At 39.5% G+C, this 25,672-nt stretch carries 26 protein-coding genes; all 26 read right to left on the bottom strand.

The features are described 5' to 3' along the window. Nucleotides 1–270: 270 nt before the first annotated feature. Complete coding sequence (locus tag BR72_RS24870) at nt 271–618, bottom strand: hypothetical protein (protein WP_051957222.1); 348 nt, start codon at nt 616–618, stop codon at nt 271–273. A 21-nt stretch (nt 619–639) separates the two neighbouring features. Further along, nucleotides 640–846 (bottom strand): hypothetical protein, encoded by a 207-nt coding sequence (locus tag BR72_RS24875; protein WP_051957223.1) that lies wholly within the window; start codon nt 844–846, stop codon nt 640–642. A 202-nt stretch (nt 847–1,048) separates the two neighbouring features. Further along, nucleotides 1,049–2,050 (bottom strand): rod shape-determining protein, encoded by a 1,002-nt coding sequence (locus tag BR72_RS04885; protein ID WP_035430593.1) that lies wholly within the window; start codon nt 2,048–2,050, stop codon nt 1,049–1,051. Between the two features lie 160 nt (nt 2,051–2,210). Continuing rightward, nucleotides 2,211–2,483, bottom strand: coding sequence for a sporulation transcriptional regulator SpoIIID (gene spoIIID, locus BR72_RS04890; RefSeq protein WP_020061467.1), 273 nt, complete (start codon nt 2,481–2,483; stop codon nt 2,211–2,213). A 325-nt stretch (nt 2,484–2,808) separates the two neighbouring features. Then, on the bottom strand, nt 2,809–2,943 hold the full coding sequence (locus tag BR72_RS04895; protein WP_035430594.1) for a hypothetical protein: 135 nt from the start codon (nt 2,941–2,943) through the stop codon (nt 2,809–2,811). 140 nt (nt 2,944–3,083) lie between these two features. Continuing rightward, complete coding sequence (locus BR72_RS04900) at nt 3,084–4,010, bottom strand: stage II sporulation protein SpoIIQ (protein WP_035430595.1); 927 nt, start codon at nt 4,008–4,010, stop codon at nt 3,084–3,086. Nucleotides 4,011–4,170: 160 nt separating this feature from the next. Next, nucleotides 4,171–4,878, bottom strand: coding sequence for an ABC transporter permease (locus BR72_RS04905; protein ID WP_035430596.1), 708 nt, complete (start codon nt 4,876–4,878; stop codon nt 4,171–4,173). Further along, nucleotides 4,878–5,720 (bottom strand): ABC transporter ATP-binding protein, encoded by an 843-nt coding sequence (locus BR72_RS04910; RefSeq protein ID WP_035430597.1) that lies wholly within the window; start codon nt 5,718–5,720, stop codon nt 4,878–4,880. Before BR72_RS04910 ends, BR72_RS04905 begins: the two co-directional genes overlap by 1 nt. Nucleotides 5,721–5,909: 189 nt before the next feature. Next, complete coding sequence (locus BR72_RS04915; protein WP_035430598.1) at nt 5,910–6,917, bottom strand: LytTR family transcriptional regulator DNA-binding domain-containing protein; 1,008 nt, start codon at nt 6,915–6,917, stop codon at nt 5,910–5,912. A gap of 126 nt (nt 6,918–7,043) precedes the next feature. Then, nucleotides 7,044–9,269 (bottom strand): hypothetical protein, encoded by a 2,226-nt coding sequence (locus BR72_RS24880; RefSeq protein ID WP_051957224.1) that lies wholly within the window; start codon nt 9,267–9,269, stop codon nt 7,044–7,046. 164 nt (nt 9,270–9,433) lie between these two features. Beyond that, the gene (locus BR72_RS04925) at nt 9,434–11,044 is read right to left on the bottom strand and encodes a long-chain fatty acid--CoA ligase (protein ID WP_081904784.1); all 1,611 of its coding nucleotides are present in this window, start codon (nt 11,042–11,044) and stop codon (nt 9,434–9,436) included. A gap of 373 nt (nt 11,045–11,417) precedes the next feature. After that, a complete protein-coding gene (spoIID, locus tag BR72_RS04930) occupies nt 11,418–12,440 on the bottom strand; it encodes a stage II sporulation protein D (RefSeq protein WP_035430599.1) in 1,023 nt (340 codons plus the stop codon). Between the two features lie 203 nt (nt 12,441–12,643). Beyond that, complete coding sequence (murA, locus tag BR72_RS04935; RefSeq protein WP_035430600.1) at nt 12,644–13,948, bottom strand: UDP-N-acetylglucosamine 1-carboxyvinyltransferase; 1,305 nt, start codon at nt 13,946–13,948, stop codon at nt 12,644–12,646. A gap of 34 nt (nt 13,949–13,982) precedes the next feature. Then, nucleotides 13,983–14,672 carry a YwmB family TATA-box binding protein gene (locus BR72_RS04940; RefSeq protein WP_231559670.1) on the bottom strand — a complete coding sequence of 230 codons (690 nt, stop codon included), beginning with the start codon at nt 14,670–14,672 and terminating at the stop codon, nt 13,983–13,985. A gap of 79 nt (nt 14,673–14,751) precedes the next feature. Beyond that, nucleotides 14,752–14,988, bottom strand: a complete 237-nt coding sequence (locus BR72_RS04945) for a DUF1146 family protein (RefSeq protein WP_035430602.1) — start codon at nt 14,986–14,988, stop codon at nt 14,752–14,754. Nucleotides 14,989–15,118: 130 nt separating this feature from the next. Then, on the bottom strand, nt 15,119–16,639 hold the full coding sequence (gene nuoN, locus BR72_RS04950) for an NADH-quinone oxidoreductase subunit NuoN (RefSeq protein ID WP_035430684.1): 1,521 nt from the start codon (nt 16,637–16,639) through the stop codon (nt 15,119–15,121). Nucleotides 16,640–16,646: 7 nt separating this feature from the next. Then, nucleotides 16,647–18,149: an NADH-quinone oxidoreductase subunit M gene (locus BR72_RS04955; RefSeq protein ID WP_035430603.1), complete on the bottom strand. Its 1,503-nt coding sequence runs from the start codon at nt 18,147–18,149 to the stop codon at nt 16,647–16,649. Beyond that, nucleotides 18,146–20,011: an NADH-quinone oxidoreductase subunit L gene (gene nuoL, locus BR72_RS04960; RefSeq protein ID WP_035430604.1), complete on the bottom strand. Its 1,866-nt coding sequence runs from the start codon at nt 20,009–20,011 to the stop codon at nt 18,146–18,148. Before nuoL ends, BR72_RS04955 begins: the two co-directional genes overlap by 4 nt. A gap of 18 nt (nt 20,012–20,029) precedes the next feature. Further along, on the bottom strand, nt 20,030–20,344 hold the full coding sequence (gene nuoK, locus BR72_RS04965) for an NADH-quinone oxidoreductase subunit NuoK (RefSeq protein ID WP_035430605.1): 315 nt from the start codon (nt 20,342–20,344) through the stop codon (nt 20,030–20,032). Then, entirely contained in the window at nt 20,337–20,861 is a 525-nt protein-coding gene (locus BR72_RS04970; RefSeq protein WP_035430606.1) for an NADH-quinone oxidoreductase subunit J, read from the bottom strand. The genes nuoK and BR72_RS04970 overlap by 8 nt, the downstream gene beginning before the upstream one ends. Then, entirely contained in the window at nt 20,858–21,277 is a 420-nt protein-coding gene (gene nuoI, locus BR72_RS04975; RefSeq protein ID WP_035430607.1) for an NADH-quinone oxidoreductase subunit NuoI, read from the bottom strand. The genes BR72_RS04970 and nuoI overlap by 4 nt, the downstream gene beginning before the upstream one ends. A gap of 21 nt (nt 21,278–21,298) precedes the next feature. Next, nucleotides 21,299–22,300, bottom strand: a complete 1,002-nt coding sequence (gene nuoH, locus BR72_RS04980) for an NADH-quinone oxidoreductase subunit NuoH (protein WP_035430608.1) — start codon at nt 22,298–22,300, stop codon at nt 21,299–21,301. Continuing rightward, complete coding sequence (gene nuoD, locus BR72_RS04985) at nt 22,300–23,400, bottom strand: NADH-quinone oxidoreductase subunit NuoD (protein WP_035430609.1); 1,101 nt, start codon at nt 23,398–23,400, stop codon at nt 22,300–22,302. Before nuoD ends, nuoH begins: the two co-directional genes overlap by 1 nt. A 3-nt stretch (nt 23,401–23,403) precedes the next feature. Next, a complete protein-coding gene (locus tag BR72_RS04990) occupies nt 23,404–24,483 on the bottom strand; it encodes an NADH-quinone oxidoreductase subunit C (protein ID WP_035430610.1) in 1,080 nt (359 codons plus the stop codon). After that, a complete protein-coding gene (gene nuoB / locus BR72_RS04995; protein ID WP_035430612.1) occupies nt 24,480–24,998 on the bottom strand; it encodes an NADH-quinone oxidoreductase subunit NuoB in 519 nt (172 codons plus the stop codon). Before nuoB ends, BR72_RS04990 begins: the two co-directional genes overlap by 4 nt. Beyond that, on the bottom strand, nt 24,989–25,357 hold the full coding sequence (locus BR72_RS05000; RefSeq protein ID WP_035430613.1) for an NADH-quinone oxidoreductase subunit A: 369 nt from the start codon (nt 25,355–25,357) through the stop codon (nt 24,989–24,991). Before BR72_RS05000 ends, nuoB begins: the two co-directional genes overlap by 10 nt. Nucleotides 25,358–25,672: the final 315 nt, after the last annotated feature.

Below are 25,672 nucleotides of genomic sequence, written 5' to 3' on the forward strand. Positions count from 1 at the left end.
GGCATATTCACCCCATTTGTCGTATTCGAGTTCATTATAATACAATTATTTCTAATATAAAAACGACAAATTTCTACATTTTTTTCGATTTAAACCGAATTTTCTCTCTTTTTCTTTATTTATCTCTACTTTTTGTAGAATCGTTATATTTTTAAAGATAGATAGTCAAATATATAAATTAAAAAAGCGTTAGAATGTTTACCTAACGCCTTTTGTAGCTTGTACAATAACAATACCTCTGTAATTGTGCGAGGCAAATCTAAAAGAAATTCATTTGTGAAAATATAACATTTTTATGATATATAGGACATACTTTTTTATCTTTCCGCCTTTTCCGCTTCCAGCAATCTCAATTTTTCGTTTCGCAGCTTCTAATTCTCTTCTTGTGTCAGCTAACACAATATTTAAGAATTTACGTGAAAAATCTTGATAGAAAGGCATTTCATAGTGAACATAAAACAGCAGCATTTCCATTCCTTTATCTAAAATTTGATATTGAGATGTCTTTTGAAATAACCATTTCTTATTGGTTATATAACTTTCCACTATTTGCTGTACACCGTAATGCAAATCACCATAAAAATCTATGATTAAGTAGTCTGGTTGGTGTTTTATCATTTCACTAAAGAAACTTTTATTTCATTCCGTAGTGAAATGGTTTGTCTCAAAAGGGGGTAAATTATCTATTAATTTCTCGTCATAAGGAATGGGCTTTGAATTAAGTGAAATCATTGATATTTGATTTTGATGAACAACGCAAGTGGCATAATCATCATAATCAAGGACAAATGCGGAATTAAAATTATCTCTTGAAACACAACTCCCTAATACAGCAACCTTAATCATTCCCCCCCATCAGCCCATTATTACAAACATATCCACATCATGATGTTATGATTATATATAAATTCCTATTCATTATTCTATGTACAAATAGGGTTGTTCTCGCTTATCTATACAGCGGAATTTTTCTTATCATATTTTCACTACACAAAAAGCCGAAAGAAAATTGCTTTCTTTCGGCTTTTTACATTTTATACTTATTCTCTTATCGCAAAGCGCGGCGTGGTAATTTATCAATATTCTCTAACATAACTCCTGTTCCAACCGCTACGCAGTGCATTGGATTTTCCGCAATTAATACAGGTACTTTTAACTCTTCTGCAAGAAGCATGTCAATACCGTGTAATAATGCACCGCCGCCTGTTAAAATAACGCCGCGGTCAATAATATCAGCAGATAATTCTGGTGGTGTACGTTCTAATACACCTTTTGCAGCTTGTACAATGACAGCTGCGTTTTCTTTTAATGCCTCTGTAATTTCTTCAGAGCCTACTGTAATTGTGCGAGGTAAACCAGTTACCATGTCACGACCGCGAATTTCAAGTTCTTCACTACGTGCACCTGGGAACACTGTACCCACTTTAATTTTAATATCTTCTGCTGTACGTTCCCCAATTAATAGCTTATACTTACGTTTAATATAGCTTAAGATCTCCATATCAAACTTATCGCCCGCCATTTTAATGGAAGAGGAGGTAACGATATCGCCCATAGAAAGTACCGCAATATCCGTTGTACCTCCGCCAATATCAACAACCATATTTCCGCTTGGTTGGAAGATTTCCATTCCAGCACCAACAGCAGCTACTTTTGGTTCTTCTTCTAAGTATACTTTCTTACCGCCAGATCTTTCAGCGGCTTCACGAATTGCTTTTTGTTCTACAGACGTGATGTTTGTTGGACAGCAAATTAAAATGCGAGGTTTTGATAAAAAGCCTTTTACGTCAAGTTTGTTGATAAAATGTTTTAACATCGCTTCTGTAATTTCGAAGTCAGCAATTACACCATCTTTAAGCGGACGAATCGCTACAATGTTTCCAGGTGTACGCCCTACCATACGTCTTGCTTCTTCTCCTACCGCTAATACTTTTCCTGTATTGCGGTCAATTGCCACAACAGACGGTTCATTTAATACAATCCCTTTACCTTTTACATGAATTAATACGTTGGCCGTGCCAAGGTCAATTCCAATATCTCTCGCAAACATTCCTGTGTCTTCCTCCTCAATATCCAAATCAGGCTAAACCCGAATTCTTTTGCACCTAATTCCTAATTTTATCATAATCTTTTCTGAAACGTAATATTGAAGAAATGAATTATGCTGAAAAAAAAGTTACTTTTCTTTGGAATGTTTGCTTAATAGCCGATTATTGACGCACGATTTTTTCTGTATCCTCTTTTTGATACTTTTGTTTCGTCGCTTCGCCGCCCCGGAGATGACGGATTGACTTATGATAATCAAGAATTTCTTTCACTTCATTTGCGAGCTCTGGATTAATTTCTGGTAAACGTTCTGTTAAATCTTTATGCACAGTACTTTTTGACACCCCAAATTCCTTCGCAATAACACGAACTGTTTTTCTTGTCTCCACGATATACTTACCAATCTTGATTGTTCTCTCTTTGATGTAATCGTGCACACCACTCGCCTCCCTAAATTGGATGTGAGAAGGGTGAAATGAGACTCGCTGCATGTGACTAAGCTGTAAGTTCGAGTGCTGTTTGTAAGCGCTACACTTTCTAGGATTTATAATGAAATGATCCACGATTTCTCACCTCAAACACTCTCTTTGCTTTGGTTTATAACCATTGTATTGCTCGCATTGTATTTATATGCTACAAGTTCTCTATTTTTGCGGACTATGGTGACAAAAATTACATTTTTTTTTGAGAAATCGGTGAAAAATGAAAGTTTTCCGTTTAAGACAAAACCGAAACAAAAAAAATGACGCCTTCTAAAAGGCGTCATTCTTCTCGATCAAATTCTTCTTCCAAAAGGCTTTGATGGGGGACTTCTTTCTTACTGGTAATCAAATAATATAAGGAAAATAAAACAAATAATAAAATAATTGCAATTGACACAACAAATAATAACGACAAACCAATCCCCTCCTTCTTAGTAATATATATTCGAGAATTCTGTCCAATTTCCTTGCCGTTACAATGTTTTTAAAAACGTTTTATTTTTATATAGAAATAAAACCATCAATCCTCGTATAGAGAGTTGATGGTTTTGTACATTACTCAGCTTGTTCAGGAGATGTTGTTTCGTTCTCTGTTGAACCATTTGTTGATTTTTCTTCTTTTTTCTTGTCATCAGCTGAGCTGTTTGTTGATTTCTCTTCTTTTTGCTTATCGTCAGCTGAGCTGTTTGTTGATTTCTCTTCTTTTTGCTTATCGTCAGCTGGGCTGTTTGTTGATTTTTCTTCTTTTTGCTTATCATCAGCCTGACCGCTTGTTGATTTCTCTTCTTTTTTCTTTTCTTGCTTTTCAACTTTAATATCCGCAATCGATTTGTCAAAGTAACTTTCTGGGTTTACAGCAACATTATCTTTACGAACTTCGAAATGAACATGATATCCTGCATCTTTATTCACTTCGCTTAATCCTGCTTTCCCTAACACTTCACCTTGATTAATTTTCGCGCCTTTTTCCACTTTTGCATTTCCTAAGCTTTGGTAAAACGTTTTAATACCATTGCCGCTGTCAACCGTTACAACATAGCCAAGAAGTGGATCTTTTTCCGCTTTTGTAACTGTTCCGCTTATTGCCGCTGTTACATCAAACTCTTTTCCATTTTTCGCTGCGATATCGATTCCTGTATTCGCAGAGTATGTGTTGTTATAAAAAACAAGTGCTTGTTCTTGCTCTTCAGCTGCTGCCTTATCTTCGTAAAACTTCTTCTTTACAACAACTTCTGCACCATTTGCAGTTGGCATCTTCACAACTTCTGAAGATTTGATTACTGGCACTGTTGGATTTTCACTTTGACTTTGCTGCTTCGCTTCATTCTTCTCAGGCATCTTTTTCGTATTCGTTGCCTGATACCATAATGCAACCGTTAAAATGACTGCTGCACACACAATGTATAGTGTCGGGAATACCCAACGCTTTTGAAACAAATGAACTACTTTTCGAGAAGACTTCTTGTTTTCCCTCTCTCTCATTCTATCATCACCTCAGCAATCATTTTGAACAAGATTCATCCATCCTATACAATCTATAACTAATTACTTTTCGACAAAATTTGTAAAAATATGCATCAGAATTACAAAATTTCCGAGGAAATGATAAAAAAAGAAAAAACTGAGCCAAAATGCTCAGTTTTTAGTCTAGTTGTTTCTTTTTGTAGACGAAGAGAAACAGAATAAATGTAATGAAAACCCATATAGAAATATTCATTAGATTTCCACTTAATGAAGAGAAACCTTTTCCTTCTAATGCATCTGTAATTGCATTAAAAATATGATTTGTCGGTACATAATAAAGGATTTTTTTTGCGATTTCATTCTTTACAAAGAGGTGTAGTAAAGGCCCTGCAAAAAAGATCATCATAATCGGTGTGCCAAGTATAGAAACTTGCACTAGGTTTTTAGCTAAAAGACCAATCATTGTCCCTATGATAATAAATAGCAGTACTCCCAATAAGATAATGATCATTAATAAAAAGATATTTCCCTTTAACGTATCTAACACAAATAAGCTTATTATACTTAAAAGAATCGATAAGACCATAATTGGTAAAGACTTTCCTAAAATAACTTCTATAGGAGAAGCTGGTGATAGCATCATAACGCGAAGAGTATGTTTTTCTTTTTCTTCTGCAATCAGGGTCGCTTGTGTAATTGTTGTCACCATACTCAATACCATAACAATTACAATTCCCGCTAAAAACTCTTTTCCGCCCCCCATTTGTTTGTAAAAAAGCGCTAGACCAAGCGGTAAAATCGCCATTAATAATACTTGTGCATTCGTTTTTAAATCTTGCATCTCTTTCCGTAAAATCGCCGAAAACCTCTTCATAGAAAATGTCATCATAATCCCCTCCCAGTTACTTCAATGAAAATATCCCCGAGCGTGGGCTCATAAGAATGAATCGATAGTAACTCCCCTTTTTTCATCCATTCTGAAATACGTTTTGCTCCTAATTCATCTTTTTGCACTGTTTCTTTTTTCTTATCTTTTAACACAACTTCAATTTTGTCTTTTGCGTATTGTAAACGGAGATTTTCTGGCGTATCAAGTGCAACAATTTCTCCCCCGCATAAGAACGCAATGCGGTTGCAAAGTGTTTCTGCCTCATCCATATTGTGCGTTGTTAAGAAAATTGTTGTTCCTTCTTTATTTAAATCCCTTAAGATGTTATGAATGTTTTGAACATTTACCGGATCAAGCGCTGATGTTGGTTCATCTAAGAAGAGAATATCTGGCTTGTGAAGAATCGCCCTCGCTAGCACTACCCGTTGTTTCATTCCTTTTGACAGCTTTTTTACTTGTGTCTTTTTATCATCTAATAAGTTCACTTCTGCTAACACTTCATCAATTCGCTCTTTTTTACAGTCGTATAAGTCACAAAATAATAGTAAGTTATCATAAATGCTAAGTCTTTCATATAGACCGCTATTATCTGTTAAAATACCAACTCGTTTATAATCAATGCTTCCTGATCCTGTAATATCTTGGCCTAACACTTTCACCGTTCCTACACTATGAAGCAACTGCGCAGTTAAAATTTTTACAGTTGTTGTTTTTCCAGATCCACTTGGACCAAGAAACCCGAAGATTTCTCCTTGCTTCACTTCAATATTTACATTACGAAGCGCTGTTTTGCTGTCGAATGTTTTCATTACATCTTTCATTTCAATTGCTAATGTCATTTCGTCATCCCCTTTGCTTTTCGTTTGTTCGTTTCACTTTTCTTGAGTCAATCATATGAAAAACAAAGAGGCTATGCAGTAAAATACCGGTAAAAGGAGTATTTTTACCGGTGAATGGAGCATAGTTTTAACTCATTGAAACACGATAAGAGGCGAATGAAGTAATACTAGGGTTAACGCAACATACATTTACAGTCCGATTACACCTTTTAATTCATCCATCCTTCCCTTTGAAAGTGGAATCGATGTTTTGCGTTCATCATCGAGGATTAAACTATAACTATTTCGCGTCCATGTAATCACTTCTCTTACACGCTGTAAATTCACGAGATAAGAGCGGTGACACCTGAAAAATCCGAACCCTTTTAGTCGTTCCTCTAATTGACTTAATGTAAGCGCACAAATGAAATCACCATCACGCACATGAATATGTGTCGTCCCATTTTGCGTTTCAATAAATTGAATTTCCATTGGATCTATTAAAATGATTTTATCGTTTACTTTTGCCGGGATTCGTTCTAATTTCATTTGCGGAATCATTTCGATTACCTTTTCATCTTCCGCTTCTACCTGTTCTTCTTGTTCAATTTCCACTTTTTTTACGCCATCTTGATGCAATACATACACGTCCTCCGTTAACGATAAAGCATCCGAAAGAAAGGCAGACGTGATAAAGATCGCTTTTCCTTGTTCTTTTAATTTCATAATTGCCTTTCGAATAATGATCGTACTCTCCATATCTACGTTTTGTTCCGGTTCTTCAAATATAATGAGATCTGGGTTATGAATCATGACTCGTCCAATATGAAGACGACGTTTCTCTGAAAATGACAAATTCCTTATTTGGACATTTTTCTTATCAAGTAAACCAACATGCTGAAAGACTTCTTCTATATTCATACTAGATTCATACAATCCAGATAAAAATGCGAAATATTCCTTCACTTCCAAGCGATCATATGCCTCATCTTTTAAAAAACAAAAACCAATACGTGCATACACTTGTTTTTGAATAGGCTTCCCCGCAAATAACACACTTCCTGTCGATGCCTCTTCCTCTCCAATGATAATGCGGTGCAAAACTTTAGCAGTATGGTTATTACATTGCAGCACAACGCATTGACCTTTTTCGAGTTTGAGCTGAATCGTTGGTAATTGATTTGTCTTCCCCAATTGTTTTAGCTCAAGTAGCGCCATATTTTTTCCCCCATGCTATTTTTTTCTATTTATTATAACAAACAAATGCTGGAAAATTATGATACTTATTCAAAAAACAAGCCAACAACCTGATGATAACAGGACGTTGGCTTGTTCATACAATCTTTATTCTGCTTTATAAGCTACTTTCACTTTTGTGCTTTCTTTCATTCCTGCACGCGTTACAGAAACATAAACATAACCTGCTTTTGTTCCTAATTGTTTCACATCTGCTGTAACAGTAGTCCCTGTTGCCTGCGGAGAAGTGACCAAAAGCTTACTGTTTGCATCATACACACGCACTATATCACCTTTAACAATCCCGCTTACTGCTACGCGATCTGCTTTTCCTTTATTATTTGTAATTTTCACTTGGCTTACTTGCAATGAGTTCGATATTTCTCCCGCAAACTTATACGCCGTTCGAGTACTTTCACTCATACCAGGCTTTGTAACAGTCACATATGTCGCTCCTGCCTTCTCACCTAACTGCTGTACACTCACTACCGCTTGTGTGCCTTTTGTAACTTTTACTGTTCCTAATAATTTTCCGCCTGTTGCTTTGTTATATACTTTTACAACGTCGTTTACTTGTAAACCACTTACCGTGATAACATCGGCTTTCCCTTTGTTGTTAGCAACTTTCACCTGACTTGCTTGTAGTGCATTTGTTGGTTCGCCTGCGAATTTATATGATGCTCGTGCACTTTCTAATAAACCAGGTTCTGTTAATGTTACATACACACTACTTGCTTTTTCTCCAATTTGATTCATATTTATAACAGCTTGTGTTCCACTTTTTACTGCCATTGTCCCTAATACTTTTCCGCCTGTTGCTTGATCATATACTTTTACAACACTGCCTTGTTTCACATTACTTACTGTAATAACATCAGCTTTCCCTTTATTATTTACAACTTTCACTTGGCTCGCCTGTAATGCATTTGTTGGTTCACCAGCAAAACTACCAGCTGTACGCACACCTTCTCCCATTCCTGGTTGTGTTAAAGAAACATACACTTTACCAGCTTTCGGTCCAAGTTGCTTTATATTCATACTCACCTGTGTTCCTTTTGTTACTTTAGCCGTTCCTAACAATTTACCACCCGTTGCTTGATCGTACACCTTTACAACATCGTTTACTTTCACACCACTTACTGTAACAACATCGTCTTTCCCTTTATAGTTATTCACTTGTATTTGTTTTTCTGTTAATTGCGGGGAACGATCTAAAACGCTAAATTGATACGGCTTCTCCACCGCACCCTTCCCATTAAATACTGTAATGTAATATTTCCCTTTTGTTAACGTATATGTACGTTCTTCACTTCCAACTCCTTTTGTTCCATATTCAGTTGAGAAGCTACTCATATACTTTTGTTTGGCATCATAAAGCGTTACATCCCAAGAACTTTCTTTAGATCTTTCCATTTTTATATGGATTACTTTTGTTGCATCAATTGAAAATGAATAATAATCACTATCGAGACCATTTCTCGACGATCCTCTATAATTTTTATTTAATTCAATAGAATTAGCTTGCGCAAAGCTGTCATTGAATTCTTTTTCAAAATAGTTACTCGCTTGAAATTTCATTTGAAGTTCATACGGAATATCCATCGCTTTTTGATTATCTTGTATCTCTACATAATATGTTCCTTTTGGCAAACCAATTTGTCTTTCTTCATTGCCATTAGCATTTGCACCATTTCCTGTTGTGAAATATTTGTAAGAGTTCCCCTTGCTATCTGTAATATAGACATACCAACTCGCTGTTTTGCTCTTTTTCATTGAAAATGTTACATTTCCATCAGATGGAAGCGTAAACGTATAATAATCATGATCCCAAGATTCTTGTAATGCCCCTTTATATACTGTATTTAATTGAATTTTATTTGCCGTTTGCTGTGTATTATTGAATTCTTTTTCATACACATCACTCGCTGTAAAGTTCACCCTAAATTTATAATTGTTAGCATAACCATTTTGACCACTCTTTATTTTTATATAATACGTTCCTGCTGGCAGGCCAATCTCTCTTTCTTCATTACCACTTACATTCGCTCCATACTCCGTTTTAAAGCTTTTCAAACTATTCCCTTTCGCATTCATGACATCCACATACCAACTACTCGTTTTATGCTTATTCATCGAAACTTTCACTTTTCCATCTTTCGATAATTTAAACGTATAATGCTGCGCTCCATTCTTTACACTACCTGTATAGTCCTGATTCAGAGCAATAGACGTTGCATTTTGCATGTCTGCAAAAACAGGTGCTTCCATAAATAAGTTCATAAAAATAAAAATAAATGCTGTTAAAAAAGCTATTTTATTACGCCACTTTACCATTTTCTTACTTTCTCCCCTTTTTTTATATATCATTACAATTTCAGAATATTACAATTTAACACTTTTTTCAATTACTATATTTTATAATATATACATATCACTTATTTGCACATAAAAAAGCATAGCACCACCGCGCTATGCTCTCACTCGTTCATTTTGTCTTCCTACTTCACCATATAACTCTTCAACTGATCGCGAAGTGCTCGTTTCAAAAACTTCCCGACAGATGTTTTCGGAATTTCCTCGACAAATAAAATATCGTCGGGCATCCACCATTTTGGAAATTGGCTTTCTAATAGATCATATAGCTCTTCTTGACTGGCCATTTCTCCTTCTTTTAAAACGACACATGCGACAGGACGCTCTTGCCATTTTTCGTGCGGAACAGCAACGACAGATGCCTCTAATACTTTTTCGTGTGTCATTAATGCATTTTCTAAATCAACGGAGGAAATCCATTCGCCGCCGCTTTTAATCAAATCTTTCGTGCGATCAGCAATTTTAATAAAACCTTCCGGGTCCACTGTTACGATATCGCCAGTGTGCAGCCAGCCATCTTTCATCGACTCTTCAGTACGTTCATCATGATAATAACTGCCGGCAATCCATGGCCCGCGGAGGCAAAGCTCTCCCATTTCTTCACCGTCCCATTTTATTTCACCCTCTTGACCAATTACCTTCATTTCAAGGCCTGGGAGTAAATAGCCTTGGCGGGAGCGTAGCTCATAGTACTCTTCTTTCGGTAAATCACGTTGATACGACTTCGGACAATTAATGACAACGGCCGGACTTGTTTCCGTCATGCCGTAGATTTGTCTGAACGCAATTTCATATTTTTCTTCATAAGTACGAACCATACCTTTTGGTGCTGCTGATCCACCTGACCATATCGTCCGAACACTGCTAATATCATACGGGTACTTTTCAAGCTCTTGCAGTAAGCCAATCCAAATTGTTGGAACACCGGCACTAATCGTTACTTTCTCACGTTCAATTAGCTCTGCTAAAATTTTCGGAGTAAAGTGTGGTCCTGGTAAGACGAGCTTTGTACCAAACCACGTACTTGCGAATGGGAGTCCCCATGCATTGACATGGAACATCGGAACAACAGGCATACAAGTGTCTGCTTCTGATATGCCCCCTCCGTCGACAAGCCCAAGCGTATAGCTGTGGAGTGCAATGCTACGGTGCGTGTACACAACGCCTTTCGGTTTCCCTGTCGTTGCGGAAGTATAGCACATACCGGCAGGTGCTTTCTCATCTAAATCTGTTATAAATTGAAATGTTTCATCGCCTTCTTCAAGGAGTTGTTCATAGTGATATGCTGGTGATAGTGTTGTATGAGGTAGTGCATCGTCATCTGTCATAATGATAAATGCTTTCACATGAGGAATTTCGTGTTGAATACTTTCTAATACAGGAACCATATCTTCATCCACCAAAATAATTTTATCTTCGGCGTGGTTAATAATGTAGGAAATGTGGTCTGCCGAAAGGCGTAAATTAATTGTATGTAATACCGCTCCGATTCCGGGAATTGCAAAATATGCTTCTAAATGGCGGTGATGATTCCAGGCGATTGTTCCTACTTTATCTCCTGCCTCAATCCCCATTTTCTTTAATACACTTGCAAGTTTTCTTGTCCTCCTTGCAATTTCTCCGTATGTTAACGTTTGAATACGTGATGCCGTACGCGAGACAACTTCCTTTTTTGAAAAATACTTCTCCGCTCGTTCCATCATTGCCGGAATGAGAAGTGGTACATCCATCATCATCTTTCGTTCCCCCTATCAACATTGTATATCTAAAGATATAACTGTATTATAACACGACAAACCTAGGCAAAAACTAACAACCTTTCTTTCCTTTTCTACAAAGTCTGACAAGGAGTTACATCATACAAGACGATGTTTCGTACCTGTGCTACCGTTTATCCCGCATTAACGGGCAGTAAGACCCCCACCTCAAGATTCAGAGAGAAGCAAAGAAGATAGGTGGGGGATAACTGCCCGTAAAAGCCCGATTGGTTCAACTAACCGTCAGTGGGGGATGAAGAAAACCCCCACTGACGGAAGTTTCACTTTATCGGCGATTCGACAAAACGAGACACCCATGCATAAAAAAGCATAGCGCCGCCGCGCTATGCCTTCACTTCTTCGCCGTCAATTTCCCCTCATACTGATTCAACGTTGAAATTGCTATACCTTTATAATAGTGGGCCACAATGTCTGTGTATACCTTTCCTTCCTTCGCCATTCCATTTGCACCGTATTGGCTCATTCCGACGCCGTGACCATAACCTTTCGTTGTGATAATAATTTGATCGCCTTGCTGCTTCCACGTAAAGTCAGAGGAGCGTAAGCCTAATTTGTCCCTTACATCTCTCCCTGTTAATGTCTTTCCTTGAAAGTTAACTTCCTTAACGCGCTTTCCTTCTGTGCGGTCCTTAATGTTGCCAACATTTCCGTTTGTCAACACTTTTACGCCAAGGCGCTTTTGAAAGTCAGCAACAGTAAAAGTTTGTTCACTCGTAAATTTCGGTGCTTGTTGATCCCAAGGACTATTTACACTTTTTAAATACGGGTAGTCACTGCCCCAATAGTCTGCGGCATTTTCTGTATAGCCATTGCTTGTTGAGAAAAATGACGCTGTAATCGGGCTGCCTTCATACGTCAAAACTTGTCCGGCTGTTTTTGATATTGCTTCTTCAATCCGCTTCATTTTCCCTTCGTACTCTTTGCCCCACTGTTCTTTTAGCTCCGCTTTACTTTTGTACACTTGATTTTCTACCGTATCTGTTACATCCGCTTTATTTTGAAGCTTCTGTCCGCTTAACATACGCTTCACAACGAATGTACGCGCTGTTAATGCCTGTGCTTTTAATGCTTCCATTTCAAAGTTTGCTGGCATTTCTGCCGCGACAACGCCGGCAACATAGTCTTCAATTGAAACCGTTTCGGTCTTTTTTTGCTGACTGCGATACACAGATACTTGCACATCGGTTTTTGTAGGAGGGGGAGCCGGTACGTCTTGCACGGACTTAGGGGCAGAAGGTGAATGTTCCTTCCCTTCTTTCACTTTCCCAAACGGAAAAACAAGCAAACTTGGTACGATAATCACTAACGCTATTAGCAGCGTTATGATGAGGATAATGGGCTTTGTCGTTTTCATGATCTTCCTCCACTATGAAATTGGACTCATTTCATTCTTATGGAGTAAGACAAGCATTTAGAACACGTTCTTTTTCATCTATTTTATGTTTAAATTTTTAGAATTTTTAATGAGGCAGGCATAAATATTATGTTTCTTGACTATAACAATAAGAGTACATGAAAAAAAATAGCTTCCATGCCTTTGCATAGAAGCTACCTTTATTAAGCGTGAAGATCAGATACTTGTTGTTCTACTACTTCTTCTACTCGCTCAGTTACACGTTCAATATCTGCACCTAATGCAGCTAACTTGCCGTGGAAGTTTACATATCCGCGGTCAAGGTGTTTTAATTCTGTTACACGCGTATGGCCTTCAGATACTAAACCAGCTAAGATTAACGCTGCTGCAGCGCGTAAATCTGTTGCAGCTACTTCAGCACCTTGCAGGTTACCTGGTCCATTCATAATTACAGAACGACCTTCGATTTTAATATCTGCATTCATACGGCGGAACTCTTCCACATGCATGAAACGGTTTTCGAATACTGTTTCTGTAATCATGCTTGTGCCGTTTGCTTTCAATAATAATGCCATCATTTGTGATTGCATATCTGTTGGGAATCCTGGGTGTGGCATCGTTTTAATGTCAGCCGCTTTTAACTTCTCAGGGCCGATAATACGGATACCTTCGTTTTCCTCAATAATTGTAACGCCCATTTCTTCCATTTTCGCTGTAATAGAGCGTAAATGTTCTGGTACAGCATTTTCAATTAAAACGTTTCCGCCTGTAATTGCTGCTGCAACCATAAATGTTCCCGCTTCTACACGATCAGGAATAATAGAATGGTTTGCACCATATAATTTATCGACACCTTCAATGCGAATTGTGCCAGTTCCAGCACCGCGTACTTTTGCTCCCATTGCATTTAAGAAGTTCGCTAAGTCTACGATTTCTGGTTCTTTTGCTACGTTTTCAATCACTGTTGTTCCTTCTGCTAATACAGCGGCAGACATGATGTTTTCAGTTGCCCCTACGCTTGGGAAATCTAAGTAAATTTTCGCACCTTTTAATTTACCGTCTACATACGCTTCAACAAATCCGTTACCAACCTTTACTTTTGCTCCCATTGCTTCAAAGCCTTTTAAATGTTGGTCAATTGGACGTGAACCGATTGCACATCCACCAGGAAGCGCAATACGTGCACGACCATTACGTGCTAAAAGTGGCCCCATTACAAGAACGGACGCACGCATTTTACGTACATATTCAAATGGTGCTTCGATGTTTAGTTCTTTTGATGCGTCAATTGTTACCTCATTGTTTGCAAAAGATACTTCTGCATTCAAATGACGTAATACCTCATTAATTGTGTATACATCTGATAATTCTGGTACTTCAGATAGTACATTCTTTCCATCACTCGCTAATAGGGCTGCAGCGATTATAGGTAATACAGCATTTTTTGCGCCCTCTACGCGCACTGTGCCGTTCAACCGCTTTCCGCCACGGACGATGATCTTTTCCAAGTTATTCCCCTCCGTGTCCTTTTTTCACATCTATTCAATACTCAGAAGTTATGATCGGTGTGCCAACCACAATTGTATTCTTGCTGTTCGTAGAACGTATTGCTATTTGCACATTGATTTTCTCTTTATTTGTTGAAAGAGCGTCATTCCATTTTTTATTATATGCGGAGACTGACACAAATGCTCTTTCTTCTACTTTCTCAATCACTTTTGCTGAAAGATCTTTCAAAACTTCATTTACCTTATCTTGCAAAACACCTTCAATCTTATCACTGAGCGCACCTTGAATACAAGTATAAATTTTTGGTTTTGTATTAAAAATTTTATTCATTTTATTAATATATTTAGGATCCCACTTTTTTCCGCTCACTTCATATATAATGAAAGTGTTTTCTTTAGTATTTTCCATTGTCCACGTAACTACTAGTCTTTCTTCATAAGAAGAAAATTTTTTTTGTGCAATCGCTTTGTAACCATCTTTAGACTTCTCAATTTGCCACTCTTCTAAATCCGCACGTTCTTTCAGTTGTTTTAATTCTTTTTCAAATGTATGTATATTTGAAATTTCCTTCGTTTCTCTTGCTAACCAAGACCAACGCTGAACATCCGTACCGTTCTTCTCTAAAGCAGCTATCATACTCTCCATTTTTTCCTGATCACTCACAGGCTTCATTTCCCGATATCCAACTAAAAATATAACCAAACTCACGACAATCAACATCATGGCTTGTATTTTTTTCACGTTCATCCCCTCCTAGTCCCCATTGTTGACGGAGAAGGATGGTTCTATACGTTGTATTTTTTTACTTTACAAGGTATGTTAAACTCTTTGAATAACCTAAATAATCAAGGAAAAAATTACTTACAGATGCACCAATGGCAATCGTTACAAGAATAAGAATCACCCTCGTTTGCATCACTTTCCCTGGCTTCATTAAACGTTCTAAGTGAAGACCTTGCAAGGCCCACCACGTAATGGTAATAAACAGTAAATGCGACACAATTGCAATAAGTGCTTGTTGACCTAAAATTTGTGCCATAACAAATCGACCCTCCTGCTCTAACGGGAAACTGTCCGTATGAACCAAACTTATTTACCACTATATGTAGTAAATGAAAATTTACCAAAATAAAAAGTGTAGAGTTTATGCTCTACACTTTCAATTTGTATTATTGTACCATAACCCCAAGAAAGAAGAAATCTTTCAGAAAAGGAAAATAGTGATAAAAGAAATTGTAACCGCTCGCTGGCAATATACCGAGCCCAACTGTTGCAATCGTACAAAGACTTACAACGATTTTTAGGTTAACCGGAAGAATGATACGCTCCTCACTTTTTGCCTGACGAAAAAACATTTGCTGCAAGATGCGAAAATAGTAGATGAATGAAATAACCGTTGTTCCCATCATAATTGATGCGAGCACGTAATGAGCTGGCTCGGCGATAAAGGCCCCTAAAAAGATGTTAATTTTCCCGATAAATCCAGCTGTCCCAGGAATACCAGCGAGTGATAAAATAAAAATTGTCATCATAATCGCCGCAAACGGTGATCGTTTATATAAACCAGCAAAAGCAGATATATTTTCTTGCCCTGTTTGTAAGATTATTCCATGGATAATTGCGAATGCCCCGACATTCATCAATACATAAGCCAGCATATAAAACCACATACTATCCATAAGAAATGGCGACATCGCAACAAGCGGTACGAGTAAATAACCGGCATGTGCCACTCCTGAATATGCAAGCATTCGCTTTATATTATGTTGCTTTAAAGCAACGCTATTCCCAACAATCATCGTTACACCAGCAAGAACAGCGATATAAATACTCATATTACTAAGTAGTGATGCTGCCCCTTGCCAAGCAGGAGTCGCCCCGAAAACAACTAAGAAAATGCGAACAATCATTACAAATCCAGCAATTTTCGATACCGTTCCTAAGAGTGCTGTAACAGGAGTTGCTGCTCCTTCGTACACATCAGGTGCCCACATATGAAATGGGACAGTCGCGATTTTAAAAGACAAACCAACAAAAAGCAGGATAAACGCAAGCGACAGCAAAAGTTGTATATCGCCGCCCACACCTTGCGCGAACAAGCGCTGCATCTCTAAAATATTTGTTGAGCCTGTCAGTCCGTATAAATAGCTCATCCCAAACAACGTAATTGCCGTAGAAATCCCACCATTTATGACATACTTCATTGCCGCTTCATTTGAAGCCTTATAATTTTTACGAATGCCAACTAATATATACGAAGACAAAGACAATAACTCAAGACCGATAAACAGTGTAATGAAATCACTGCTAGAAGCCATAAACATCGCACCAAGAAGCGCCGTTAAAAATAAGTAATAATATTCTCCCAAGTCTTCAATCGGCTGCTTATCATCATCGCTCATCGCAAGCAGCAATACAAGAATGCCGCCGAGCAATAAGAGCGTTTTAAATGCTTTTGAATATCCGTCTAATACAAAAGTTCCTTCTAAAATTCCTCCAGTTGGTGCACCGTACAATGTAACGAGCGCCACAAGTGCAAGTATGACCGTTCCAATTGCCCCATACGCTAAATTTCGGCGCTGAAACGTTTGTTTTACAAACAGATCAAGAAGTGATAGAAGAATAGCCCCGCCAAGCAGGATAAATTCCGGGGTCATTAAATACCATGATAAGTCTAGTAATGTTTTCATATCCATTCTATCTACCCCCTAACGACTGTAATGTGTCACGAAGCGGTTCACCTAGTACATCTGGCAAAATACCAATGACTAAAATACACGCAAGCAAGATTACCACTGGAATATACTCCGATCCGTGTATATCGCTCTTCGCTTCGCACTCGCTTTTTCCAAATATCACTTGCATAGCTGCCCGCAGTACATACACGGCTGTTAAAATAATCCCAATTGCCCCAATTGCCGCTAATACTCGGTGCTCTTGAAACAAGCCAAGAAATGCGAGAAATTCACTTACAAAGCCAGACATTCCAGGAAGTCCGAGCGAAGCCATACTTCCCGCTAACAAAAATCCGCTAAGCACCGGCACTTGCTTCGCTAAGCCGCCAAGCTTTGTAATGTCAGAAGTACCAAAGCGTTGCTCGATTATCCCAAGCAAGAAAAATAACAGCGCCGCAATTAAACCGTGGGAAACGACTTGGAACAATGCCCCTTTCATTCCCGCTGCGTTCAGCGCGGCTAAACCGATCAATACAATTCCCATATGTGAAATACTAGAATAAGCGAGCACCTTTCGGAAATCGGTTTGAACAAGCGCTAAGAGTGCCCCGTACAGCAAGTTGATCACTCCTAGAACTCCTAAAACAACCGCGAATGTTTCAAACTGCGCCGGGAAAAGTCCCATTCCAAAACGGACAATCCCGTATGCCCCAATCTTTAAGAGAACACCTGCATGCAGCATGACTACCGCTGGGTGCGCCTCTACGTGGACATTCACCATCCAGCGGTGCAGCGGAAAGACTGGAAGTTTAATCATGAATGCAATCATAATCGCTATAAATAAACCGAGCTGCAAGGAGTTTGACAGTTCACCAACTGTTGTCATTTCTTTTCCTGCTAAAACGGCTTGCAAATCTGCAATGTTTGTTGTACCTGCTCTCGCAAATAAAATGGAAAAGGCAATAAGTAAAATCGCTGAACCGATGCCGTTATAAACTAAATAGCTGTACGCCGCTTTTTCACTGCTGAATTTGCCCCATTTCCCAACAAGTAAAAACATAGCTGGCAGTGTAATTTCAAAGAAAACGAAGAACAGTAACAAGTTTTCCGCAGCGAAGACGCCAAGCATGCCGATTTCAAGCATAAGCAAGAGCACATAGAAACCTTTTACGTGCTTTGTAACGGAAAAGGCCGTAATAGCTGCCAATGTCGCCAATAATGCCGTAAGAAACATCATAACGAGCGAGAAGCCATCAATGCCGAGCTCGTAATAAATTGCAAACAATTCTTTGTCTATACCCGGAAAGTTTCCAAATTGAATCCACTTTACCTTTTCTGCAAACATCGTTAAACTTTTTCCCGCTGCATATGTACTTGCGATATAGAGCGCAGCCCCAAGCGGAAGTAATGTTCCAATTAAACCGGCAATCCTCGCCGCTCGTTCCTCTTTCTTTGGTACAAATGCCAGCAGTATAATGCCTAGCAGCGGGGAGAAAATGAAGAAAGATAATAGAAAGGAACTCATTGTCCATACCCCCCTGTCAATAACAGAATGACTACGAGTGCAGCTAAGCAAACCGCTGTAACTGTGCCGTACATTTGCACTTGCCCGTTTTGGAGCTTTGAGCCAATCGTACTTACACCTTTTACAATGCCGCTAATAAGCTGCGCCGTGCCTTCAACAATATACGTTTCAAAGAAATATAAAATATATGCAATTCCCTTCACGAGTAGAAGCACCGTTACCCTATACAATTCATCAATATAATATTTCTCCTTCAGCAAGCTGTATACGAATGTATTCTTCCCGCCAAGCCAATCACGTGAAATGGTACGTTTTCTATATATCAAATATGCTAAACCAATCCCGGCCAATGAAACGAGCGTTGCCACGATCATAATCCAAGCCGGGCCATGAACCTCTCTCACTTGAAACGTCGCGTCTTTTGTAAGCCAATCCCCAAGAAAAGTTCCGAACCAAGGTGTATTCACATAGCCACCCACAACTGCTAGGACGCCAAGAATCATCATCGGCACTGTCATTACCTTTGGTGACTCATGAACATGTTTTTGCTCGCTTTGCGCCTCTCCTGTAAAGACAAGAAAGTATAAGCGGAACATATAGAAGGCCGTGAAGAAAGCTGCAATTACCGCCAGAACGAATAAACCGTAATTGCCGCGCTCCCACGTCGCCGCTAATATTTCATCCTTACTAAAGAAACCGGAAAATAACGGTACCCCGCTAATCGCAAACGTTCCAATTAAAAACAATGAGCCGGTCACTTTCATCTTCTTAAACAGGCCGCCCATTTCTTCGATGTTTTGCGTATGCACCGCATGAATGACGCTGCCGGCCGCTAAGAACAATAATGCCTTGAAGAAAGCGTGCGTCGTTAAATGAAACACCCCCGCCACATAACCAGCCGAACCGAGTGCAAGCATCATATAACCAAGCTGACTCACCGTGGAGTACGCTAATACACGCTTAATATCCGTTTGCACGATACCAATAGATGCTGCAAAAATTGCCGTAATACCGCCAACGACTGCAACAGTTTGCATCGCCGCTTCGCTCGCTGCAAAAAGCGGGAACATAGTAGCGACTAAATATACCCCTGCAGCAACCATCGTCGCCGCGTGGATCAGCGCTGATACTGGCGTCGGACCTTCCATCGCATCCGGAAGCCACGTATGAAGCGGAAACTGACCTGACTTCCCGATCGCACCGACGAAGATTAAAATCGCCGTTACTGTAATCATCGTCCCCGAAATCTCTCCAGCTTGTACGGCCTGAAAAATCACATCGTAATCAAAGCTACCAACTTGCCAGAATAATAGAATCATCCCGATAAACAAGCCTACATCACCGATACGCGTCATAATAAACGCCTTTTTCGCAGCCGCCTTTGCTTCTTCTTTAAAGAAGTAGAAACCAATCAATAAGAAAGAACCAAGTCCTACTAACTCCCAAAATATATACAGCTGTAATAAGTTAGTAGAGATGACGAGCCCCAGCATCGCAAATGTAAAAAAACCTAAGTATGCATAAAAGATATGGAGTCTTTCATCACCGTGCATATACCCTTTCGAATACAAATGAACGAGCAAACTTACAAGTGAGACAATAAAGAGCATTAATGCGTTTAATGCACTTACTTCGAATCCAAAAGAAATGTTCACATCCCCTACTCGGAGCCAATTCCATTGCTGTTTTACCGTTTCTGATGATAGCCGCTCTATTAATACAACTACCGCTGACGCAAATGAAAGAAACGTAAGCGAGATGCCAATCCAGCTGCTTCCTTCTTTTAGCTTCTTACCAAACATCACGAGTAAAACGAAAGACACAAGCGGGAAAAGCGGTATTAGCCATGCATAACCACCCATTACGAAATCCCCCTCCCCTTAATGCTTTAACGAATCCATTTCATCTGTATTAACAGTCGCGCGGTTTCTATATAAAGCAATTAAAATCGCCAATCCAACCGCTGCTTCCGCTGCAGCAACAGACATTGTGAACAATGAAAAAATTTGTCCCTTTAAATTTGGAAACATCCCTAATTTACTAAAGGCAACTAAATTTAAGTTCGCCGCATTTAACATAAGTTCAATACAAATCAATACAATTACTGTATTGCGCTTCGTTAATGCTCCAAATAAACCGATGCAAAACAGTATAATCGCAAGCGTCAGGTACGCAGAAGCTGGAATACTATTCATGCGAATCCCCCTTTTTCTCGTCCTTTTTCGCAAGTACAATTGCCCCCACAAGAGCAACAAGTAATACAACAGACGTTAATTCGAACGGTATTATATATTTCGAGTACAACAATTCCCCAATCTGACGTGTATTTTGTTCATGAAGCACTGCGCCATCTTGAACACGTCCACTCTCAAAATCGACGTTATTCACCGCAAAATACATTACCGCACCGAAGATTACCACAGCAAGAAAAACAATGAATTTACGCCAGCCAAAGCAGGAGTTTTCTTGATCATTATGCTTCGTTAACATAATGCCAAAAATCATAATAATCGTAATCGCACCGGAATAAATCAAAATTTGAACAACCCCGACAAATTCTGCCGATAACATGAAATACAGCCCGGCAATACTAAGAAATGTAAACACTAAAGCGAGCATCATATGCATCACTTTCGTTAAGTTCAGCATAAGTACACCGCCCATGATCGCAAGCAGGGCTAATGCTAGAAATGCTACTAACTCGCCGCTCATGCTTTATTCTCCCTTCTCACATGTTGATTATTTTCATCAAGCCACTGTAAGTTTTTAAATAAATCATCACGCGAATATTCAGCTAGCTCAAAGTTATTTGTCATCACAATGGCTTCTGTCGGGCAAACTTCTGTACAAAGATCGCAAAGAATACAAATTTCAAAGTTAATATCATACGTGTCTATGATTTTCCCTTTCTTCTCTGGATCTGGGTGCTTTTTCCCTGTTAGTTGAATGCAGTCTGTTGGACAAATATTTGCGCATTGATTGCACACGATACATTTTTCTGGATAAAACTTTTGAATACCGCGAAAGCGATCTGGGAGTGGTAGTGGCTGATTCGGATAGTCGTACGTTACTTTCTTCTTACTTAAATTGCTAAGTGTATACTTTAAACCCTTAAATAATCCCTTCATTGTACTCCTGCCCCCTTTAGATTAGAAGAACAATTCTTTTATCAATGCTGCTAAGAAAATATTCGCAAGTGCTACTGGCAGTAATACTTTCCAGCCAAACTCCATTAACTGATCGCCTCGTATACGCGGGAACGTCACGCGGAACCAAATGAAGAGAAAGACAACTGCACTAAATTTGAGCGCAAACCAAACAGCTCCCGGAATAAACGCTAGAAACGGAATTGGCTGCCAACCTCCTAAAAATAGTACTGTTATAAGCGATGCCATTCCGAAGAAATACACATACTCTGAAAGCATAAAGAACGCCCAGCGAAATCCCGAATACTCCGTATGATATCCAGAGACAAGCTCGGATTCGGCTTCCGGTAAATCAAATGGCGTTCGGTTCAATTCAGCAACAGCTGCGATTAAAAAGACGATAAAACCAATTGGCTGCACGAAAATGTACCAAACCCCTTTTTGCGCTTCTACAATATCATTTAAATTTAAACTACCTGTTAGAAGGACAACCCCAATTACGCTCATCACAAGTGGAATTTCATAGGAGATCATTTGTGCTGCGGCGCGCATTCCGCCGAGTAACGAATATTTATTGTTAGACGCCCATCCCCCAGTTACAACACCAATTGTTGTAATACCTGAGACTGCAATATAATACAGCACGCCAACGCCAATATCGGCAAACTGCAACTTATCTGTAAACGGAATGACCGCAAGTACCATAAATGCCGGCGCAAACGCAATGACCGGTGCTAATATGAAGAGCGGTTTATCGGCCAATTTCGGAATCGTATCTTCTTTTAGCAAAAGTTTCAACACGTCTGCTACTGTTTGCAGGAGTCCAAAACGGCCGCCCACTTGGTTCGGCCCTATACGCCCCTGCATAAACCCCATTACTTTTCGTTCTGCTAAAATCCCATATGTAACAAAGCCAAGAACGACAAACAAAAGCAACGTTGCCAATCCGAAAAAGATAAGAAAATTCGTCCAGCTTGCGGGTGACTCTAAGAGGTTTTGTATCATCACCCATCAACCTCCCCAAGTACAATATCAATGCCGCCTAAAATGGTAATTAAGTTTGCAATATTCTCGCCTTTTAAGAGCTTCGGTAAAATTTGCAGATTATAAAAAGACGGACGGCGGAACTTTAAGCGATACGGCTCTTTCTTTCCCTCACTGGCGATGTAACAGCCAATCTCGCCGCGCGGTGACTCAATTCGCACGAATGCCTCACCTTTTGGTGGTTTAATAATCTTTGGTACCTTCGCTAAAATAGCTCCTTCTTTCGGAAACTGCTCTACCGCTTGTTCAATAATTTTCAGAGCTTCTTCAATTTCCACCATTCGGCAAATATAACGGTCCCAAGCATCGCCTACTTCGCCAACCGGAACATCAAAATCAAAACGGTCATAAATCGAGTACGGCTCATCTTTGCGAAGATCCCATTTCACGCCCGTGCAGCGCAGATTTGCTCCGCTTAACGAATATTGCAAGGCATCCTCTGCCGAGTAAACACCGACTCCCTTTACACGGTTTAAGAAAATTTCATTGCCACTCACAAGGTCGTGATACCCCGCTAGCTGCTCTCTCATATACGGAACGAACTCACGCACCTTTTCAACCCAGCCGTCCGGTGCATCCCACTTCACCCCGCCAACGCGCATATAATTAAACGTTAAACGCGCTCCGCATAATTCATTCAGTAGGTTAATAATCATCTCGCGTTCGCGAAACGCATATAAAAACGGACTGACCGCTCCAATATCAAGCAAATTGGTCCCCCACCAAACAAGGTGACTCGCCACGCGCCCAAGCTCCATTGCAAGTATGCGCAAATATTCAGCACGCTCTGGTATTTCAAGCCCCATCATCGTCTCAACAGCGTGACAGATCACATAATTATTGGTCATTGCTGCTAAATAATCCATTCGGTCTGTGTACGGAATAATTTGCGTATACTGCAAACTTTCCGCAATTTTCTCTGTACCACGGTGCAAATAGCCAATTACAGGCGTAGCTTCTTTAATGATTTCCCCATCAATTTTAATAACGAGCCGAAATACACCATGCGTACTCGGATGCTGCGGCCCTACATTTAAAAGCATTTCTTCTGTACGAATCATGTTTTACACCCCCGCATCAAACGGCTCATAATCTTTTCGCAGCGGATAACCAATCCAATCATCAGGCATCAAAATACGTTTTAAATTGGGATGCCCTTCAAACACAACGCCAAGCAAATCATACGCCTCGCGCTCCGGCCAATCCGCCCCGCTCCATAGCGATACAATAGAAGGCACTCTCGGCTCGTCCCGATCAAGTTTTACTTTCACCGCTACAGATTGCTTCTTACCATATGAAAATAAATGCACATACACTTCCATATGCGTAGCAAAATCTGTTGCATGCAATTCTGACATATAACTAAATACCAATTCGGGATCTTTCTTTAAAAGCTCCATCACCTCATAGTAATGCGCTACTTTCACAACAAGCGTTGGAACATCTTTAGACAACCTATTAATATAGAAATCTTCTAGCACACCTTCGCCAAATTTCACTGTAATTGCCTGAACGTACCTATCTAAATACGGCTGATTTTGTGAAGGCTGTTCTACTTTTACTTCTTCCTCTTTCTTTCCCCCAGCAGCGCGAGCCTTTGCTGCAGCTGCTGCTTTCGCTTTTGCAACCGCAATTGCCTTTTCTTTCTCGTCGTCTACGCTTCCACCTTCAGATGCTTTTTGCTTTGCTAGCGCGGCCGCTTTCGCTTTTGCTGCTGCCGCTGCTTTTGCCTTCGCCGCGGCGATTGCTTTCTCTTTCTCACTATCTTCCGAACCTGATTCTTTTTCCTTTTCTTTCTGCTTTGCTAGTGCAGCCGCTTTCGCTTTTGCTGCTGCCGCTGCTTTTGCCTTTGCGGCGACGATTGCTTTCTCCTTCTCCTCATCTTCCGGCCCTGCTGCTTTTTCATCATCACCAGATGCCTTTTGTGCAGCTAGTTCCTTCGCCTTCGCTTTTGCTTCCTCTGCTGCGCGGCGCTTTGCTTCTACTATATCTATTTCACTCTCTTTTGATAGCGCTTTCTCTTTTTCTTCTACACGATGAACCTCATTTTCCTGACGTGCTGCGAGTCGCTTTTTTGCTTCTTCCTTTGCCCGTCTTGCCGCCTCTTTTTTCAGGTCATCTATATTTTTATCTTGATCGCTCATTTATTCGTCACCTGCTTTCCTGTCTTTGCTTCGTAACGAATTTTTTCTTTTAATTTATTAATCCCGTAGATTAAAGCTGCTGGATTCGGCGGACAACCAGGAATATACACATCCACCGGTACGATTTGATCTACCCCTTTTACAACAGCATATGAATTTACATACGGTCCACCCGCCGTTGCACACGATCCCATCGCAATGACCCACTTCGGTTCTGGCATTTGATCATATAAACGCCGAACAATTGGAGCCATTTTCTTCGTTACCGTCCCAGATACAATCATGACATCCGATTGACGCGGAGATGTACGGAAAAACGAGCCAAATCGATCTAAATCATAATGCGAAGAACCGACTCCCATCATCTCAATTGCACAGCATGCCAATCCAAATGTCATTGGCCATAATGAATTACTGCGTGCCCAACCTTTTACTTGCTCAAGCGTCGTAAAAAATATATTTCTTTCTAACTCAGCGCGTTCTTGCGGGTGAATATTTTCAAAATTTATAGCCACTGTAACACCTTCTTTTTCCAAGCATAGACAAGACCAATAAGTAGCATAATAACAAAAATGAGCATTTCCACTAATGCAAATAATCCCAGTTTGTCGTACGCTACCGCCCACGGATATAAAAACACAGTTTCTACATCAAAAATGACAAAAAGCAATGCAAAAATATAATAGCGGGCATGGAAGCGGACGTTTGCATCATGAAACGGCTCAATTCCACTTTCATATGTTGTTTTCTTCGCTGCACTTGGTTTATGTGGACGCAGTATTTTCCCCAAGGTGAGTGCTACAACCGGCAACAATATACCTAATAGCAAAAAAACACCGACAATCATATAACTATTTTCATATACATTTACCATCGTGAAACTCTCTCCCCCCTCATAAAAACAAGTTCACTTAGTACACGTTATGATTCATTTGCATCATTTATTATTTTTTAATTTTTCTAAATAATGCAATTATAGATATTATAGCAAATTTCAAATTCTTATGTCGATACATTGGGAAAAAGAAAAACCAAGTAACTAGAGAAAGACTTTCCCTTACGTTACTTGGTGTACAGTAATTGCAACTAATTTTATTCTCATAAAAACTAGCATGAATAATTCATTTCATGCTAGTTGCATACTGTTGAAAAACAAATCCGTCAAGTGAATCTTTAACAATCTTGTTGT

It is taken from the genome of Bacillus sp. UNC322MFChir4.1, from assembly GCF_000746135.1.
GTDB lineage: Bacteria > Bacillota > Bacilli > Bacillales > Bacillaceae_G > Bacillus_A.

What these genes read in the sequence shown, in the direction of transcription:
- BR72_RS04885 (WP_035430593.1), bottom strand. Translation starts at nt 2,050, where the DNA reads ATGTTTGCGAGAGATATTGGAATTGACCTTGGCACGGCCAACGTATTA.
- nuoL (WP_035430604.1), bottom strand. Translation starts at nt 20,011, where the DNA reads ATGGGTGGTTATGCATGGCTAATACCGCTTTTCCCGCTTGTGTCTTTC.
- BR72_RS04970 (WP_035430606.1), bottom strand. Translation starts at nt 20,861, where the DNA reads ATGAGCGGCGAGTTAGTAGCATTTCTAGCATTAGCCCTGCTTGCGATC.
- nuoD (WP_035430609.1), bottom strand. Translation starts at nt 23,400, where the DNA reads ATGATTCGTACAGAAGAAATGCTTTTAAATGTAGGGCCGCAGCATCCG.
- BR72_RS04900 (WP_035430595.1), bottom strand. Translation starts at nt 4,010, where the DNA reads ATGAGAGAGAGGGAAAACAAGAAGTCTTCTCGAAAAGTAGTTCATTTG.
- nuoI (WP_035430607.1), bottom strand. Translation starts at nt 21,277, where the DNA reads ATGAAGGGATTATTTAAGGGTTTAAAGTATACACTTAGCAATTTAAGT.
- BR72_RS04915 (WP_035430598.1), bottom strand. Translation starts at nt 6,917, where the DNA reads ATGGCGCTACTTGAGCTAAAACAATTGGGGAAGACAAATCAATTACCA.
- BR72_RS24880 (WP_051957224.1), bottom strand. Translation starts at nt 9,269, where the DNA reads ATGGTAAAGTGGCGTAATAAAATAGCTTTTTTAACAGCATTTATTTTT.
- BR72_RS05000 (WP_035430613.1), bottom strand. Translation starts at nt 25,357, where the DNA reads ATGGTAAATGTATATGAAAATAGTTATATGATTGTCGGTGTTTTTTTG.
- BR72_RS04990 (WP_035430610.1), bottom strand. Translation starts at nt 24,483, where the DNA reads ATGAGCGATCAAGATAAAAATATAGATGACCTGAAAAAAGAGGCGGCA.
- BR72_RS24875 (WP_051957223.1), bottom strand. Translation starts at nt 846, where the DNA reads ATGATTAAGGTTGCTGTATTAGGGAGTTGTGTTTCAAGAGATAATTTT.
- BR72_RS04905 (WP_035430596.1), bottom strand. Translation starts at nt 4,878, where the DNA reads ATGACATTTTCTATGAAGAGGTTTTCGGCGATTTTACGGAAAGAGATG.
- BR72_RS04945 (WP_035430602.1), bottom strand. Translation starts at nt 14,988, where the DNA reads ATGGCACAAATTTTAGGTCAACAAGCACTTATTGCAATTGTGTCGCAT.
- BR72_RS04910 (WP_035430597.1), bottom strand. Translation starts at nt 5,720, where the DNA reads ATGACATTAGCAATTGAAATGAAAGATGTAATGAAAACATTCGACAGC.
- BR72_RS04955 (WP_035430603.1), bottom strand. Translation starts at nt 18,149, where the DNA reads ATGAGTTCCTTTCTATTATCTTTCTTCATTTTCTCCCCGCTGCTAGGC.
- nuoK (WP_035430605.1), bottom strand. Translation starts at nt 20,344, where the DNA reads ATGAATAGTATTCCAGCTTCTGCGTACCTGACGCTTGCGATTATACTG.
- nuoN (WP_035430684.1), bottom strand. Translation starts at nt 16,639, where the DNA reads ATGAAAACATTACTAGACTTATCATGGTATTTAATGACCCCGGAATTT.
- BR72_RS04925 (WP_081904784.1), bottom strand. Translation starts at nt 11,044, where the DNA reads ATGATGATGGATGTACCACTTCTCATTCCGGCAATGATGGAACGAGCG.
- spoIID (WP_035430599.1), bottom strand. Translation starts at nt 12,440, where the DNA reads ATGAAAACGACAAAGCCCATTATCCTCATCATAACGCTGCTAATAGCG.
- BR72_RS24870 (WP_051957222.1), bottom strand. Translation starts at nt 618, where the DNA reads ATGATAAAACACCAACCAGACTACTTAATCATAGATTTTTATGGTGAT.
- BR72_RS04940 (WP_231559670.1), bottom strand. Translation starts at nt 14,672, where the DNA reads ATGATGTTGATTGTCGTGAGTTTGGTTATATTTTTAGTTGGATATCGG.
- nuoH (WP_035430608.1), bottom strand. Translation starts at nt 22,300, where the DNA reads ATGATACAAAACCTCTTAGAGTCACCCGCAAGCTGGACGAATTTTCTT.